Origin of the sequence: Rathayibacter sp. AY1D9 (assembly GCF_002932395.1) — a bacterium.
Taxonomy (GTDB): Bacteria; Actinomycetota; Actinomycetes; order Actinomycetales; family Microbacteriaceae; genus Rathayibacter.
The window spans coordinates 13,972-27,872 of the sequence record NZ_PSVQ01000026.1; the positions used below are offsets into that span (position 1 = coordinate 13,972).

Consider the following 13,901-nt stretch of genomic DNA (forward strand, 5'->3'; position numbering starts at 1 on the left):
GTCGCGGCGCGAGGGCGTCGCGGCCGCCGGTCAGCGCGAGGCGGTGACGCTCGCGCTCCGGGGGACGGCCGTGGATCCGCGGACGACCAGCTGCGGAGCGATCGGCGCCGCCTTCTCCGGCCGGTCGCCCTCGATCAGGCTGAGCAGCGCGGCCACGCACCGGCGTCCGAGCTCCACGAAGTCCTGGCGGACGCTGGTCAGCGGCGGCCAGTAGAACGCCGCCTCGGGGATGTCGTCGAAGCCGATGACGCTGACGTCCTCCGGCACGCGGACCCCGCGCTCGTGGAACGCGCTCATCAGTCCGAGTGCCATCTGGTCGTTCCCCGCGAACACCGCGGTGAAGTCGAGGAAGCGCGAGAGCTCGAGGCCCACGCGGTGGCCGCGCTCGGCGCTCCAGTCGCCGAGCAGCGGCGGGCGCAGCGGGATCGAGCGGTGGTCGAGCTCGGCGAGGTAGCCGCGCATCCGCGCCTCGGCCTCGATCCAGTCCTGCGGGCCGGCGAGGTGCACGATCTCGGTGTGCCCGAGGTCGATCAGGTGCCCGGTGGCGATGCGGGCGCCGGCCATCTGGTCGACGTAGAGCGCGTCGTCGCGGTCGTCCTCGCTCGTCTGCAGCGTCACGTGCGGGATGCGCAGCGCGACTCCGGAGAGGATGTCGAAGACGCGGATCTGCGGGGCGACGACAACGAGGCCCTCGACCGCCTGGTTGAGCAGATGCCGGATCCCGGCCTGGATCGACGCGCCGTCGGTGCCGTCGACGTTGGCCGTGACGACGAGGTAGCCCGCGTCGCGCGCCGCCACCTCGATGGCCTGGATGCTGGAGGCCGGACCGTACTGCAGGCTCTGCGAGGACAGCACGCCGACGGTGCGGGTGCGGCTGGTGACCAGTGCCCGCGCGGCGAGGTTGGGGCGGTAGTCGAGCTCGGCCATGACCTCGAGCACGCGCTTCTTCGTCTCGGCGCGGAGGCTCGGGTGGTCGTTCAGGACCCGGGAGACGGTCTGGTGCGAGACGCCGGCCGCGCGGGCGACGTCGTAGATGCTCGGCGCCCGCGACGCGGGCTTGTCTTCCGGCATCGGGCACCGCGGCTCTCTGTGATCGGCGCCTCCGACGCAGGACCGGGGCACGCTCACGGGCGGCTCGCCCGTCCGCGGGCGCGTGTGAGCACACTTTACGTCCCTCGGCGCGGGGGCCTGCACACCGACGGAACCTCGACGGCTCGGACGGGGTGCCGCTCCCGGATCGGCCGGACGTTCCGACGCCGCTGGTGCGGGCGCGCCGGAACGACGCGATCCGCGCCTCCGCCCCGCGTCGTCGCAGCGGGTGGTCGCCGCGGTCGGGTCAGCCGTCGAAGACCTCGGCCGAGGCGAGGGCCGCATCGGAGCGGAGCACGGCGACGAGGTCCGCGGGACAGTCCTCGAAGGCCGTCCTCTCCGGACCGGGAGGCGTGTGCGCTCGGAAGTCGACGACGGATCCCTGGGGCGCGACGGCGTCGGGCGATCACAGGCGCCACCCTGCGGTCCGGGGTACTTTCCCGCGTGTGAACGACAGCGACGAGAAGTCCGGGAGAGGCTGGCGCATCGATCTCGGCGAGCCGCCGGAGAGCGTGTCCGGCGATGTCGTCGACGCTCTCGATAAGGTGTCCGCGGAATTCGCGGCATTCCGGAGCGGGACTTCCGGCGAGGGCGGAGAAAGGGCCGCGGCCCTCCGCGGAGCCGCCCGACTCGGGGCCGGAGAGCACCGGCTCGCCGTCGCCTCGGGGCTGACGCGGGAAGGCGTCCGCGCCTTTCTCGCGGGGGGATGACAAGCCGTCGGAGAGGCGGTTCCCCCGTGCCTCGACAAGCCGGCGCCGAAAAAAGAGAAAGGCCTCGAGAAGGCGCGGCATCCGGAGAGATCGGAGACGACGAATGGACGACGAGGAGTGGGCTCGGTACCTTCTCGCGATGAAGCGCCGAGCACCGACGGATCAGGACGGCGCGACCGCGGAACGGCGTGACGCGATGGTGGCGGCCGTCCTGCGGGAGCTCGACGGGGTCGATCCGTACGGACTCGAGCCGGGTCGCGAGGACGGCGCTCCCCGCGACGAGTACGCGTCTGAGGCGGCCCCGATCGCGAGCATCCTCCTGCGCCGAGGACGGATCACCGGCGAGGAGCTCGACGCCGTCTGGCGGTTCTGGTTCGGCGAGCCGCTGAGCGCCCTGCTCGGCGACGGCTTCGCCCCGCTCCTGGCGCGGCTCGACCGGCTCGCTCCTCCCTCGGCGGAGGACTGACGGGCGTCGGGTTCCGGCGGCGGACCGGCCGCGATCCCGGCGTCCCGTATCGCTCCGCCCAGCTCCGCCTGGCTCCGCCTAGCTCCGCCTAGCTCCGCTCGCGGAAGAAGCGGATGAGCTCGCGCAGGGCCGGGAGCGTCGCGCTCTCGGCCTCGGCGTCGTCGAGGTCGTCGAAGGAGGTGCGGAGCCCGGCGGCGTCGGCGTCGGCGGCGGACTCGAACGCCATCGACCACTCCGGGAACAGCCGCTCCCGGATCGGCTCCTCGAGGAGGGTGCGCAGCTGCGCGTGGCGCTCGTCGGCGGCGATGACGGCCATCCGCTCGCGCAGGACCGCGTCCGGCCCCTCGAGCACCTGGAGGAATCGGCCGTCGCGGTGCAGGAGCATGCCGGTCAGGCCGAGGCGCTCGTTGTTCGCGCGGCACTGGGCGAGCAGCGCGGGGAGGTCGGCGTCCGTGAAGCCGGCGGAGGTGCGGCTGGAGTAGACGAGGGAGAGCATGGCGTCCGTTCCGGGTGGGGGAGGCGGGCGCCTCCGCTCCCAGTGGACCACCGACAGCGCCTCCCGCACGGCCACTTCCGCCGGCGGCGGCAGGCTGCTAGAGCTAGCCGACCGTGATCGGAGCGGCGGACGGACGGGTGCCCTGCCGCATCCAGACGAAGAAGCCGACCAGGGTGAACGCGCCGTAGAAGACGTACATCAGCCCCGACGCGTAGTAGCCGGCCGAGAACAGCAGCGGCACGCCGACCAGGTCGACGGCCACCCAGATGAGCCAGAACTCGGTCCAGCCCTTCGCCATGCCGTAGGTGGCGAGGACGGAGCCGACGAAGATCCACGCGTCGCTCCAGACCGGCTCGTAGGAGCCGAGCGCGCGGAACACCGGGGTCAGCACCGCGGTGCCGCCGACCATCCCGAGCACCAGCAGGCCGCGGGTGCGCCACGACGCCCAGCGCGGCTCGATCAAGGTGGTCGAGTCGTCGGGGCGGTGGGTCCACCGGTACCAGCCGTAGACGCTGACCAGGATGAACATCACCTGCCGCCCGGCCTGGCCGAGCAGGTTGACGGGGTTGGGAGTGCCGAACAGGGCGCCCATGAAGACCGTGAACAGCAGCACGTTGCCGATGAGGCCGACGGGCCAGGCCCAGACCTTCCGCCGCATCCCGCCGAGGGCGCTGAGGAGCCCGAAGACGTTGCCGATGACCTCCCGCCAGAGGACGGTCTGCTCGCCGATGACGATCTGCGCGTCGAACAGCCAGTGCACGAGGTCCACGAGGCCTTCTTCCTGAGTCGGGATGCCGGGTGGTGCAACCCTGCCCCATCCCGGGCCATTCCCGTCGCGGGCTGATGAGGGCGCCGCGCTCGAACCACGCTGGATCCCGCTCCGGGGCGGGGAGCGCGACCGGCGCCCCGCTGTGCCGCCGCGACCGTAGGCTGGCGGGATGACGTCCCGGGTGCGACTCCTGCTGGCCTCGTCGCACCCCGGGCCGACCGTGACGGTCACCGTGCTGGCGACCGTGATCGCGGCGGCGTCCGGGCATCCGCTCGGGCAGGTCGTGCTGGTGGCGCTCGCCGTGCTGCTCGGGCAGCTCTCGATCGGGCTCGCGAACGACTGGATCGACGCCGATCGCGACCGCGCGGTGGGGCGCACCGACAAGCCGGTCGCGCAGGGGCTGATCGGCGTGGGCGCCGTCCGCGCCGCCGCACTGGGGACGGCGGCGGCCGCCGTGGTGCTCTCGCTGCTGCTCGGACCGGTCGCCGCGGTCGCGCACCTGGTGCTGGTCGCCGCGGGCTGGGCCTACGACGCGGGGCTCAAGCGCACGGTCTGGTCGGTCGCTCCCTTCGTGGTCGCCTTCGGGCTGCTGCCGGTGGTGGCGGTCGCGGCGGGCGACGGCCGGCTCCCCGCCTGGTGGGCGATCGCGACCGGCGCCGTGTTCGGCATCGCGATCCACTGCACGAACGTGCTCCCCGACCTGGTCGACGACGAGGCCACCGGGGTCCGCGGCTTCCCCCACCGCCTCGGCCTGCGGCTCTCCGGAGTCGTCGCCTTCGGGTCGCTGGTGGTCGCCGCGCTGCTCGTGCTCGTCGGACAGCTCGTCGGCGACCAGCCGGTGCGCGGGACGGGCGTGGTGCTCGCGGTGATCGGGACCCTCGCGGTGGTCGTGCTCGCCGCGGCGGGCATCCGCCTGGTGCTGACCGGCCCGCCCACGCGCACCCTGTTCCGGCTGGTGATCGCGGCCTCGCTCGTGCTGGTGGTCGAGCTCGGGCTGGCGGGCGCGCGGCTGGTCGGCTGACCGGCCGCCCGCGACCTCAGGACCAGCGCATCGCGTAGACGCGGGCGAGCAGGTCCGAGGCCGGCAGGGCGAGGGCGGTGCGGAGGAACGCCTCGCGGCCGCGGTGCGCGAGCGTGCCGAGCGGGCGTCCGAGCGCCATGTTCGCCTCCGCCTGCCGCGCCGCGCGCCGGGCCGCGGTGGTGCGCCGCCGGGCGAAGCCGGGCCAGGGGCCGGCCTCGCCGCGGCGCACGGCACCGGCCAGGAGCGGGGCGAGTTCGGCGGCGTCGAGCCAGCCGAGGTTCATGCCCTGCCCGCCGATCGGACTGATCTCGTGCGCGGCGTCGCCGATGAGTACGACGCGGCCGACGCCCATCCGCTCGGCCTCGCGGCGCCGCACCTGGAATCCGCTGAGCATCGTGCAGGTGTCCGGGTCGGCGTCGGCGCCCGTCCGGTCGCGGACAGCGGCGGCCAGGGCGCGCGCGGCCTCCTGGTCGGGGGCCTCCTCGGGCCGCCAGGCGGGGGCGCCGAGGGAGCGGTCGGGGCCGCTCAGGGCGACGTACCGGCGCCGGCCGCCCGGCAGCGGGAAGGACTCCACCACTCCGGCCGGGCCGACGTCGACCAGCGCGGTGCCGGTGAGACCGCCGGGCTCGGGGTCGGCGAAGTCGCCCATCACGTAGCGGTCCGGGTAGTCGCGGCCGGTGGTGCGGATCCCGAGCAGGTCGCGGACGGTGCTGCGGGCGCCGTCGGCTCCCACGACGAAGGCGGTGCGGACGGATACCGGCTCGCCGCCCGGTCCGGTGCCGGTCGCCTCGACGGTGGAGCCGCGACGGAGCAGGCCGGTCAGCGCGACCCCGGGGCGCAGCGCGTCCGGGGACGCCGCCTCCAGGCGCTCGCGGAGGATCGCCTCGGTGCGGTGCTGGTCGAGGGTGACGACGTAGGGGTGCGTCGCGGAGGCGCGTGCGAACGAGAGCGTGCCGAGGGTGCGGCCTCGGCTGCGCGCGACGCCCTCGCGGACCCGGGTGGCCTCGGCCAGCACGGGAGCATCGGCGCCGACCGCCGCGAACGCGTCGAGCGACGGCGGATGGATGCCGATCGCCCGCGAGCCGCGCGGCACCGAGGAGCGCCGCTCCCACACCTGCACGTCCACTCCGGCCCGCGCCAGGAGCGCGCCGAGCAGGAGTCCGACCGGACCGCCGCCGACCACGAGCACGTCCGTCTCCGCTGTCACGGGTCGAGCCTAGGGAGCGGCGGCGCGGCGGGCGAGGGGGTGCGCTCGACCGCCGCGCGTGCTCAGGGTGCGAGCGGAGGCGTCAGAGCGCGTCGACAGCGGCGAGGATCTCTTCGGTCTCCGTGCGCGTCGTGTAGTCGACGTGCACGTCCGCCGTGCGGACGATCCGGTCGGCGTCGACGACCAGGACGGTCGGGTACGGGACGGCCGGGGTGTCGTCGGCGTTGCTGTCCTTCACGGCGAAGCCGAGCGCGGTGTGCGCCTCCTGCGCGTCGCCGCTGGGGGCGGTGACGATGCCGAGAGCGCTCGCGAGCGTGTTGCCGGGGTCGGAGACGACGGTGAAGCCCAGGTCGCCGTTCGCGACCGCCGCGCGCGACCCGTCGGGGGTCTGCGGGCTGATCGCGACGAGGGCGACTCCGCGCGACGCGAGCTCGGGGGCGAGGGTCTCGTTGTAGTGCTTGAGCGTGATGTTGCAGTACGGGCACCAGGCTCCGCGGTAGAAGACGAGGACGGCCGGGCCCGCGCCGAGGACGTCCGCGAGGGCGACGGTGTCGCCGTCGACGGTCACGACGGAGGCGGCGGGGAGCGCGTCGCCGGCGGTGACGGCTCCGCTCGGGGCGCCGGCGGCGACGAGGTCGTCGCGCTCGCCGGAGAAGACGGCGGCGAGCTCGGGGCCGACCGTCTCGTCGAAGCCGACGGTGAACTCGTCGAGCTGGGTGCGGACGGAGGTGCTGGTCATCGGAAGTCCTTCGGTCGTGACGGTCGTGGTCCCCCGTCCGGGAGCCTAGGCATGCGGGGGACCGGGCGCCGGGCGCCCGTCACGCGGCGTCACACGACGGCCGACGCGTGTCGGCCGGCGTGCGTGGGGCCCGGCCCCGTCGCTCCGTCATTCCGGGGCGACGACCAGCTCGCCGCCGGCGGAGCGCGAGACGCACGGCATGATCCAGCGGTCCTGCTCCTCGGGGGTCAGCACCAGGTCGCGGTGCTCCGCCGTCCCGCCGACGAGGCGCAGGCGGCAGGTGCCGCAGGTGCCCGACTCGCAGGAGGAGTCGACGTCGATCCCGGAGGAGCGGAGCGCGGTGAGGAGCGAGCGGTCGGCCGGGACCTCCACGACGGCTCCGGTCGGCTCCCAGACGGCGGCGAAGGGGACGGCCCGGTCGCCGACGGCGTCGACGCCCGCGAAGTCCTCGACGTGGATCCGGCTCGGGCGCCAGTGCATCGTGAGGGCGAGGACCTCGTCGATCAGCGCGGACGGACCGCAGCAGTAGATCCGGGCGTCGTCGTCGGGCTCGGCGACGAGCGGCCAGAGGTCGAGCCGGCCGTGGATCGCACTGTGGTGCACGAGGGAGCCGTCGGCGGAGAACTCGTCGAGCCACGCGGTGTCCTCGGGGGTGCGGCTGAGGTAGACGACCTGCACGGCCGAGCCCTGCGCCCGGAGCTCGGCGGCCATCGCGCGGATCGGGGTGACCCCGATCCCGCCGGCGATCAGGAGGTAGCGGGCGGCGGGCCGGAGGGCGAAGGTGTTCGCGGGCGGCGCGGAGGAGAGGACGTCGCCGACGCGGACGTCGTCGTGGAGGCTCCGCGATCCGCCCCGACCCCCGGGCTCGCGGCGCACCGCGATCGCGTAGTGCGACGGCTCCGAGGATCCGGGCTCGACGAGGCTGTAGCTGCGGCGCTCGCCGGAGGGGGTCGTGAGCGTGAGGTGCGCGCCGGCCGAGTAGCCGGGCAGCGGGGCGCCGTCCTCGCTCCGCAGCACGAAGCGGGTGACGGCCGGGGTGAGCGCCTCGCGCTCGGCCACCACGAGCCGCAGCTCAGCCACGGAGCACCAGCTCGTCGCCCACGCCGAGCGTGCCGCCGTCGAGGACCTCCGCGTAGACGCCGAGGAGCTCGTGGCCGTAGGTCTCGTGCAGCAGCCGGGGGACCGGCAGGTCGCGCCGACCGGTGCCCAGCTCGACCTCGGTCGCGGCGCACCGCTCGGTGGCCTTCGTGATCCGCAGCCGCAGCCCGCCCGCGGTCAGCTCGCGCCCGAGCAGCTCGAGCTCGCTCCACGCCGGCAGCCCCTCGAGATGGATGTTCCCGCGGAACCGCAGCGGGTCGACGCTCCGGCCGGTGCGCTCGGCGAGGTCGCGGACGCTCGCCAGGTTGATCAGCGAGACGTACTCCATCTCGACATCGGAGTTGTGGGCCGTGTCGGTGTAGCGGCGCCCCGCGTCCTGGGCGATCACGGGCTCGACGCCGGGCGGCAGGTCGAGCACGCGGGCGGCGAAGGAGCGCAGTGCGGCCCGTCCGTCCTCCGCGCCCAGGTCGGCGGAGAGGACCCGGTGGCCGCGGACGTCGACGGTGAGCACTCCGCTGTCGGGGTCGAGGTGCGTGGTCAGGCCGGCGAGGCGGGCCTCGGCGACGAGGACGAAGAACTCGCGCTTGGATATGCCGTGCCGCATGCCGGGCCGGTAGGCGCCGCCGGGGCGGGCGAGGGCGATCGTGCGGTCGAAGGGGACGCCGCGGCCTGTGGTGAGCTCGACGCAGGGGAGCGGCTGCGGGGTCAAGCCCTTCACCGGGTAGACGAAGAGGCCGTCCACGCGTGTCGTCATGCCCCCCATCCTGGCGCATCGCCGGGGAGCCGGCAGGGCCGTCGCGGCGCAGCGGAGCGCGAGGAACGGACGCGGCGCCGTGCGGATCCTGCGAGGGCGGGCGGAGGGATCCCCTCCGGCGGGCCTCGTCAGTACTGGAGGGAGAGGCCGACCAGGGGCGGGACGACGAGCGCGCCCAGCTCGACGATCGCGACGCTCGCGCCGACGCCGAGCGTGACGGCCGAGAGCAGCCGGGCGCGGTCCTTCCGCGCGACGCCGATGACGCCGACGATCGCGGTCGCCGTCGCGAGCACGAGCATCGTGACCCCGAGGGCGGCGAAGAGCGCCCCGATCTGCGTGGTGTCGAAGCCGCCCTGGAACGCGAGGACCGGGATGGCCGTGGTGAGCGCGGTCCGCAGCACCCGGTCGGCCGACGTCCGGGCGGACGGGTCGTGTGCTGGGACCCGCGCGGACCTCCGCGGTCGGCGGGACGTCATGTCCTGTTCGCCTGCCGCCCCTTGCCCGCGCGCCGCTCCGAGCGCACGCTGGAGCCATGACCGCCTGGAGCCCTCTCGAGACCGTCGGCGCCGTGGTGCTCGCCCTCGCGCTGATCGGGCTCGCCGTCGCGGCCGTGGCGGTCGGAGCAGGCGACGAGATCGCGTTCATCGGCGTGCTGGTCGCCTTCGCGGTCGCGGTCACCGGGCTCGGCCTCCACATCGCCGGCCGCGAGGCGCGGTACCGCCGCGACAACCGGTGACTCCGTCGCGCTACCGCCGCGACGACGGCTGAGGAGGCGCGCTCCCGCCGCGACGGCCGCTGAGTGGAGAGACTCCCGCCGCGACGACACTCGGCCGGTCAGTGCCCGAGCTCCACCAGCAGCACGCCGGCGATGATCAGGCCGATCCCGCCGAGCATCGTCCAGGTCAGCGGATCCTGGAACAGCCAACGGCCGAGCACTGCCGTCAGCGCGACTCCGACCGCCGCCCAGATCCCGTAGGCCACCCCGATCGGCATGCCCTGCGCGAGCGCTCCGGCCAGCAGCGTGAACGCGACGACGTAGCCGACTCCGACCACGACGTACCAGCGCTTCCGGCCGTCCGTCGCGGGCTTGAGGCTCATCGTCGCGGCGACCTCGGTGAGGATCGCGCCCGAGAGCAGCAGCCAGGCCATCAGCGCACCGCCCGGCGCGCGGCCTGCGCTCGCTGCGAGCCGATCTCGACCAGCAGCACGCCCGCGATGATCAGCACCAGCCCGATCGTCATCACGCCCGTCAGCGGCTGCCCGAAGAGCACGGCCGCGAGGACCGCCGTCAGCGCGACTCCGCACGCGCCCCACACGCCGTACGCGACTCCGATCGGCATGCCCGCCTTGAGCACCCGGCTGAGGAGGACGAACGCCGCCAGGTAGCCCGCCACGACGAGCGCGTACCAGCCCGGCGACTCGATCGCGGCCTGGAGGGCGAGCGACGCCGTCACCTCGGTGAGGATCGCGCCGGTGAGGAGCACCCAGCTCATCGCGTGCCGTCGGATCGGGTCATCCGGCCAGCGTAGGGCGGGCGCGGAGGCAGGGGCCGCGGAACGAGGGCTCAGCGCGCGGGGAGGGGTGGGAACGATCGTTCTCCGGGCAGTGACGCGCTCACCGCGCGAAGTGCTCGCGCACCTCCGCCTGCCAGCGCTCGCGGTCCTCCTCCGTGATGAACGCCGCGTCGAAGGAGTTGAGCGCCAGCTGCTCGAGCTGCGCGTCGTCCATCCGCAGCTCCTCGACCAGGGCGCGGTAGTTCTCATCCACGTAGCCGCCGAAGTAGGGCGGGTCGTCGCTCGAGACCGTCACGACGAGTCCCTCGCGGAGCATCGCGGGCAGCGGGTGGTCGGCCATCGTGTCCACAGCGCGCAGGGCCACGTTCGACAGCGGGCACACCGTCACCGGGATGCGGCGCTCGCGGAGCATCGCGACGACCTCCGGGTCCTCCATCGCGCGGATCCCGTGGTCGATCCGCTCGACCTTCAGCAGCTCGACGGTGGCCGCGACCGTCTCGGGCCCGCCCTCCTCGCCGGCGTGCGCGACCAGGCGCAGTCCCTCCGCCGCGGCGCGCGCGTAGACGTCGACGAACAGCTCCGGGCCGAAGCCCACCTCGTTCGAGTCGAGCCCGACGCCGATGATGTGCTCGCGCCAGGGGAGGATCGCCGTCAGCATCTCGTCGGCCGCGTCGGCGCCCAGGTCGCGGAGGAAGCACATGATCAGGTCCGTCGAGATCCCGTGGGTCTCCTCGCTCCGGCCGAGCGCACGGGTGATCCCGCTCATCACGGTGTCGAGCGCGACGCCGTTGCCGAGGTGCGTCTGCGGGTCGAAGAAGATCTCGGCGCGGCGGACGTTCGCCTTCTGCGCCCGGACGAGGTAGCCGGTCGCGAGCTCGAAGAAGTCCCGCTCCGTCTTCAGCACGGTGAGGTTCGAGTAGTGCAGCTCCAGGAACGACGCGAGGTCGGTGAAGGAGTACCGCGCGCGGAGGGCGTCGAGATCCTCGGTGGGCAGGGCGACCCCGTTGCGGCGCGCCATCTCGACGATGTGCTCGGGCTCGATCGTGCCCTCGAGGTGGATGTGCAGCTCGGCGCTGGGCGGGGCGGGGAAGGCGGGGCGGGGCATGCGGATCCTCCAGGGAGCGGCCGGGGCGGCGGGGTCGCTCCCGACCGTAGGCCTCCGCTGTTTCGCGCGCGTTTCCGGCGGGAGGCGCGCGATCCGGATCCGGAGCGGCCCCGCCCCCGGGTGCTAGAGCTCGCCCTGCTGCGAGGTGCCGACCGGGATCGGGACGAGCCGCGTCACGACGGGAGGATGGGCGACGAGTCCGCGGATCGCCGCGTTGAGGCGGACGACCGGCTCGCCGGCGCCGTGCGCGTCGAGCAGGTCGCCGCTCGTCCACTTCTCCAGCATGACGATGGTGCCGTCGGGCGAGTCGTGGATCGCGTAGAGCTCGCAGCCCTCCTCCTCGTGCACCTCCGCGATGGCGGTGGAGAGGGCGGCGACGAGCGCGTCGCGCTGCCCCTCGGCGGGAGTGAAGATCGCGGTGACGACGACGGGATCGGACATGGCGTGCCTTTCGGAGGGGGAGAGGATCAGCGCCGCGGGGGTGCGGCGCAGCTGGAGCGGATGACGAGGTCGGCCTGCACCTCGATGTGCTGCGGGGCCTCGGGGAGGCGGCCCTGCATGCGGGCGAGGACGAGCTCGACGCTGTGACGGGCGAGCATGTCGATCGGCTGGCGGACGACGCTGAGCGGCGGGGTGACCAGCTCGCTCCACGGGTTGTCGTCGAACACGACGACCGAGAGGGCCTCCGGGATCCGGATCCCGAGCTGGAAGAGCCGGTGCACGGCGCTGCGCACCTGCGCGCCGCTGCCCGCGGTCTGAGGAGGCCGCGGCTGCCGCGGCACCTCCGGCCGTCGGAGCAGCCGCAGGCCGGTCGCGAGCTGCCAGGCCGTGACGGCGTAGACGGAGGCGCGCTCCCAGACGCCGTCGGGCAGCAGGTCGACGCCGGGCACGCGGGTGTCGACCTGCAGCATCAGCAGCGCGAGCAGGCCGGCCGCACCGAGCACGATCCCGACCGTCTCGAGCGCCCACGGGGCGCGGCCGCGCCGGGCCGCGGCACCGGCGACGATCGAGGCCGCGTTGCCGCCGACGATCGCCATCGCGGCGCCGACCACGTGCAGGCCGCCGATCCCGTTCTGCGCACTGGCGCTGCTCCCGTGCACGAGGCCCACCACGGCGATGCCCACGGCGTAGACCACGGCGAGGGAGAGGAACAGCCCCCGCGATCCGCCCCGCGCCGCCCGCACGGTCGTGACGGCGGCGGCGAGGTAGAGCGCCCCCTGCAGGAGGAATCCGGCGTTCATCACCGCGTGCAGCGGCGAGTCGATCGCGCGCCCCTGGAACACGCCCACCTCGGGCACGCCGAGATCGCTGATGTAGTTCCGTGCGTAGCTGTAGCCCGGGAACGCGGACGCGGTGACCGCCTCCGCTCCCACGTAGGCGAGCGCGCTCACCACCCACAGCACTCCGGCCCCACGAGTTCCCATGCGCCCATCATCCCCGGGCCCGGCCCCGCCGGTCGTCGTCGCGGACGGCTCCCCGGCTAGGCTCGCCGGATGCTGCAGGTGCGGGGTGAGTCCGGGCAGGCCGTGCTCCTCCTGCCGGGCGGGGGCGAGGCCGTCGACGGTTTCTTCCCCGGGCTGGTCGAGGGCCTGATCGTCGATCCGGGCTGCCGGGTGGTCCTCTACGACAGGCCGGGCACAGCGGGGTCGGAGGTCGCCGGCGGACTGACCGACGCCGCCGACGCCGTCCACGCCGTGCTGGCCGGCCTCGGGACAGGTCCGGTCGTCGTGATCGGCCAGAGTCTCGGCGGTGCCGTCGCGATGCTGCTCGCTCGCGATCATCCCGAGGACGTCGCGGGACTGGTGCTCCTCGACCCGACGCCCGTCAACGACACGGCACTGGCGCGTCAGGTGGAGCGGACGGCCCGGGCGACGGCGACGCTCTCGAGGCTGCCGGGGCTCGGCCGAGCGCTGTCCGCGCTGCTGCGCACGAGCGCCGCCCGGTCGGCGAGGCGCTACGCGATGAGCCCGGACGCGCGCGCGGCCGCTCTCGCGATGGCGGACGTCGACCTGCCGGGGCTCGCCGCCGCCGCCGCCGGTCTGGAGCAGGTGGCGCGGGGCTTCGACGAGTCTCAGCTGCCCGCGGTCCCCGCGGCCGTGGTGACCGCGGACCGCAGGCCCGGGTCCTCCCTGCATCGCGTGCATCGGCGCGTCGCCGCCGCCCTGGACGCGCCGCTGCTGTCCTGGCCCGGAGCGGTGCACGAGGTGCACCTGAGCCACGAGCGCGAGGTGCTCGAGGTCGCCCGCACCATCGTGCGGGCCGTCGCCTCCGACTAGGTCCGGAGCCGCTGCGCCGCCGCTCCGGTCACAGGCTGAACCCGCCGTCGGTCGTGAGCACCTGACCGACGACCCAGCTGCCCGCCGACGTGGCCAGCCATGCGATCAGCTCCGCGGGCAGGCGCGGGGCCACCCGGTACGAGGACGCCGCTCCGGCTCCGCTGCGCGAGGGAGGCCGACCTGGACTACTCCTCGTCCGCCCGGTAGACCTTCCGGAACGCGTCCTTGCGGGCGATCCTCCCGCCGCGGAACTCGTAGATGTCGCAGCCCCGCGTGACCTGGGGTCGGCCGTCGGGGCCGGTCCCGGTGAAGGACCAGGTGGCCGCGCCGCGCGTCCCGGCGATGAGGGGAGCCCCCTCCTCGTGCCGCTCCTGTCCGGTGTCGAAGGCGAGCATGAGCGCGAATCCCTCGCGGACCTGCTCCTTGCCCGTCCAGGTGCGGCCGGGCTCGGGGCCGACCGACGCGCCGTACACGCAGTCGTCGGTCATGTGACTCATCAGCGCTTCGAGGTCGTGGCGGGTCCAGGCGTCGCTGAACGCGGCCAGCACCTCGGGCGTCATCTCGCTCGTGCTGGTCTCGGTCGAAGAGGAGTCGTCCATGTGCGGGCCTCGGTCCTTCTGATCGGTGGACCGTCGTCGGTCGCTCTGCGACCGTGGC

At 74.3% G+C, this 13,901-nt stretch carries 19 protein-coding genes; 5 read left to right on the top strand and 14 right to left on the bottom strand.

Going from position 1 to position 13,901, the window contains the following annotated elements; translation table 11 throughout:
• Nucleotides 1–30: 30 nt before the first annotated feature.
• Nucleotides 31–1,071, bottom strand: a complete 1,041-nt coding sequence (locus C5C50_RS11435) for a LacI family DNA-binding transcriptional regulator (RefSeq protein WP_104234510.1) — start codon at nt 1,069–1,071, stop codon at nt 31–33.
• Between the two features lie 464 nt (nt 1,072–1,535).
• Here C5C50_RS11435 and C5C50_RS11440 point away from each other — a divergent pair, with 464 nt between their 5' ends.
• Both C5C50_RS11440 and C5C50_RS11445 read left to right on the top strand, forming a co-directional pair.
• Nucleotides 1,536–1,799, top strand: a complete 264-nt coding sequence (locus C5C50_RS11440) for a hypothetical protein (RefSeq protein WP_104227400.1) — start codon at nt 1,536–1,538, stop codon at nt 1,797–1,799.
• Nucleotides 1,800–1,938: 139 nt separating this feature from the next.
• On the top strand, nt 1,939–2,265 hold the full coding sequence (locus C5C50_RS11445; RefSeq protein ID WP_146081558.1) for a hypothetical protein: 327 nt from the start codon (nt 1,939–1,941) through the stop codon (nt 2,263–2,265).
• A gap of 88 nt (nt 2,266–2,353) precedes the next feature.
• On the opposite strand, the gene C5C50_RS11450 is transcribed toward C5C50_RS11445, so the two are convergent.
• Nucleotides 2,354–2,761 carry a BLUF domain-containing protein gene (locus C5C50_RS11450; RefSeq protein WP_104227402.1) on the bottom strand — a complete coding sequence of 136 codons (408 nt, stop codon included), beginning with the start codon at nt 2,759–2,761 and terminating at the stop codon, nt 2,354–2,356.
• A 103-nt stretch (nt 2,762–2,864) separates the two neighbouring features.
• Complete coding sequence (pnuC, locus tag C5C50_RS11455; protein WP_104227403.1) at nt 2,865–3,530, bottom strand: nicotinamide riboside transporter PnuC; 666 nt, start codon at nt 3,528–3,530, stop codon at nt 2,865–2,867.
• Between the two features lie 169 nt (nt 3,531–3,699).
• On the opposite strand from pnuC, the gene C5C50_RS11460 reads away from it, so the two are divergent.
• Complete coding sequence (locus C5C50_RS11460) at nt 3,700–4,551, top strand: UbiA family prenyltransferase (protein ID WP_104227404.1); 852 nt, start codon at nt 3,700–3,702, stop codon at nt 4,549–4,551.
• A 16-nt stretch (nt 4,552–4,567) separates the two neighbouring features.
• Here C5C50_RS11460 and C5C50_RS11465 read toward each other — a convergent pair whose 3' ends face one another.
• The 5 genes from C5C50_RS11465 to C5C50_RS17015 form a co-directional block, all read right to left on the bottom strand.
• Nucleotides 4,568–5,758, bottom strand: a complete 1,191-nt coding sequence (locus tag C5C50_RS11465) for an NAD(P)/FAD-dependent oxidoreductase (protein ID WP_104273486.1) — start codon at nt 5,756–5,758, stop codon at nt 4,568–4,570.
• Between the two features lie 82 nt (nt 5,759–5,840).
• A complete protein-coding gene (locus tag C5C50_RS11470; protein ID WP_104247729.1) occupies nt 5,841–6,497 on the bottom strand; it encodes a peroxiredoxin-like family protein in 657 nt (218 codons plus the stop codon).
• Between the two features lie 147 nt (nt 6,498–6,644).
• Complete coding sequence (locus tag C5C50_RS11475) at nt 6,645–7,577, bottom strand: PDR/VanB family oxidoreductase (protein ID WP_104273487.1); 933 nt, start codon at nt 7,575–7,577, stop codon at nt 6,645–6,647.
• On the bottom strand, nt 7,570–8,349 hold the full coding sequence (locus C5C50_RS17010) for an MOSC domain-containing protein (protein WP_181027207.1): 780 nt from the start codon (nt 8,347–8,349) through the stop codon (nt 7,570–7,572). The genes C5C50_RS11475 and C5C50_RS17010 overlap by 8 nt, the downstream gene beginning before the upstream one ends.
• 128 nt (nt 8,350–8,477) lie before the next feature.
• Nucleotides 8,478–8,750, bottom strand: a complete 273-nt coding sequence (locus tag C5C50_RS17015) for a hypothetical protein (RefSeq protein ID WP_181133926.1) — start codon at nt 8,748–8,750, stop codon at nt 8,478–8,480.
• A gap of 131 nt (nt 8,751–8,881) precedes the next feature.
• Between C5C50_RS17015 and C5C50_RS11485 the strand changes: the two genes are divergently transcribed.
• Entirely contained in the window at nt 8,882–9,085 is a 204-nt protein-coding gene (locus C5C50_RS11485; RefSeq protein ID WP_104227488.1) for a hypothetical protein, read from the top strand.
• Nucleotides 9,086–9,183: 98 nt separating this feature from the next.
• Here the strand turns inward: C5C50_RS11485 and C5C50_RS11490 are convergent, their stop codons facing one another.
• From C5C50_RS11490 to C5C50_RS11510, 5 genes are all read right to left on the bottom strand, one after another.
• On the bottom strand, nt 9,184–9,498 hold the full coding sequence (locus tag C5C50_RS11490) for a multidrug efflux SMR transporter (RefSeq protein ID WP_104224891.1): 315 nt from the start codon (nt 9,496–9,498) through the stop codon (nt 9,184–9,186).
• Complete coding sequence (locus C5C50_RS11495; protein ID WP_104273489.1) at nt 9,498–9,842, bottom strand: multidrug efflux SMR transporter; 345 nt, start codon at nt 9,840–9,842, stop codon at nt 9,498–9,500. Before C5C50_RS11495 ends, C5C50_RS11490 begins: the two co-directional genes overlap by 1 nt.
• Before the next feature lie 121 nt (nt 9,843–9,963).
• Nucleotides 9,964–10,968 carry an adenosine deaminase gene (locus tag C5C50_RS11500; protein ID WP_104273490.1) on the bottom strand — a complete coding sequence of 335 codons (1,005 nt, stop codon included), beginning with the start codon at nt 10,966–10,968 and terminating at the stop codon, nt 9,964–9,966.
• 123 nt (nt 10,969–11,091) lie between these two features.
• A complete protein-coding gene (locus C5C50_RS11505; protein ID WP_104273491.1) occupies nt 11,092–11,409 on the bottom strand; it encodes a putative quinol monooxygenase in 318 nt (105 codons plus the stop codon).
• Between the two features lie 26 nt (nt 11,410–11,435).
• Entirely contained in the window at nt 11,436–12,392 is a 957-nt protein-coding gene (locus C5C50_RS11510) for a DUF998 domain-containing protein (protein WP_258067742.1), read from the bottom strand.
• Between the two features lie 69 nt (nt 12,393–12,461).
• Between C5C50_RS11510 and C5C50_RS11515 the strand changes: the two genes are divergently transcribed.
• Nucleotides 12,462–13,244 carry an alpha/beta fold hydrolase gene (locus C5C50_RS11515; protein ID WP_104273492.1) on the top strand — a complete coding sequence of 261 codons (783 nt, stop codon included), beginning with the start codon at nt 12,462–12,464 and terminating at the stop codon, nt 13,242–13,244.
• 185 nt (nt 13,245–13,429) lie between these two features.
• Here the strand turns inward: C5C50_RS11515 and C5C50_RS11525 are convergent, their stop codons facing one another.
• Nucleotides 13,430–13,843 carry a nuclear transport factor 2 family protein gene (locus tag C5C50_RS11525; RefSeq protein WP_208543359.1) on the bottom strand — a complete coding sequence of 138 codons (414 nt, stop codon included), beginning with the start codon at nt 13,841–13,843 and terminating at the stop codon, nt 13,430–13,432.
• Nucleotides 13,844–13,901 lie beyond the last annotated feature (58 nt).

Bases quoted from the DNA above. Each gene is read 5' to 3' on its own strand.
- C5C50_RS11490 (WP_104224891.1), bottom strand. From the start codon at position 9,498: ATGGCCTGGCTGCTGCTCTCGGGCGCGATCCTCACCGAGGTCGCCGCG.
- C5C50_RS11445 (WP_146081558.1), top strand. From the start codon at position 1,939: ATGAAGCGCCGAGCACCGACGGATCAGGACGGCGCGACCGCGGAACGG.
- C5C50_RS11525 (WP_208543359.1), bottom strand. From the start codon at position 13,843: ATGGACGACTCCTCTTCGACCGAGACCAGCACGAGCGAGATGACGCCC.
- C5C50_RS11460 (WP_104227404.1), top strand. From the start codon at position 3,700: ATGACGTCCCGGGTGCGACTCCTGCTGGCCTCGTCGCACCCCGGGCCG.
- C5C50_RS11500 (WP_104273490.1), bottom strand. From the start codon at position 10,968: ATGCCCCGCCCCGCCTTCCCCGCCCCGCCCAGCGCCGAGCTGCACATC.
- C5C50_RS11515 (WP_104273492.1), top strand. From the start codon at position 12,462: ATGCTGCAGGTGCGGGGTGAGTCCGGGCAGGCCGTGCTCCTCCTGCCG.
- C5C50_RS11505 (WP_104273491.1), bottom strand. From the start codon at position 11,409: ATGTCCGATCCCGTCGTCGTCACCGCGATCTTCACTCCCGCCGAGGGG.
- C5C50_RS11510 (WP_258067742.1), bottom strand. From the start codon at position 12,392: ATGGGAACTCGTGGGGCCGGAGTGCTGTGGGTGGTGAGCGCGCTCGCC.
- C5C50_RS11435 (WP_104234510.1), bottom strand. From the start codon at position 1,071: ATGCCGGAAGACAAGCCCGCGTCGCGGGCGCCGAGCATCTACGACGTC.
- C5C50_RS17010 (WP_181027207.1), bottom strand. From the start codon at position 8,349: ATGACGACACGCGTGGACGGCCTCTTCGTCTACCCGGTGAAGGGCTTG.
- C5C50_RS11450 (WP_104227402.1), bottom strand. From the start codon at position 2,761: ATGCTCTCCCTCGTCTACTCCAGCCGCACCTCCGCCGGCTTCACGGAC.
- C5C50_RS11485 (WP_104227488.1), top strand. From the start codon at position 8,882: ATGACCGCCTGGAGCCCTCTCGAGACCGTCGGCGCCGTGGTGCTCGCC.
- C5C50_RS11470 (WP_104247729.1), bottom strand. From the start codon at position 6,497: ATGACCAGCACCTCCGTCCGCACCCAGCTCGACGAGTTCACCGTCGGC.
- C5C50_RS11495 (WP_104273489.1), bottom strand. From the start codon at position 9,842: ATGAGCTGGGTGCTCCTCACCGGCGCGATCCTCACCGAGGTGACGGCG.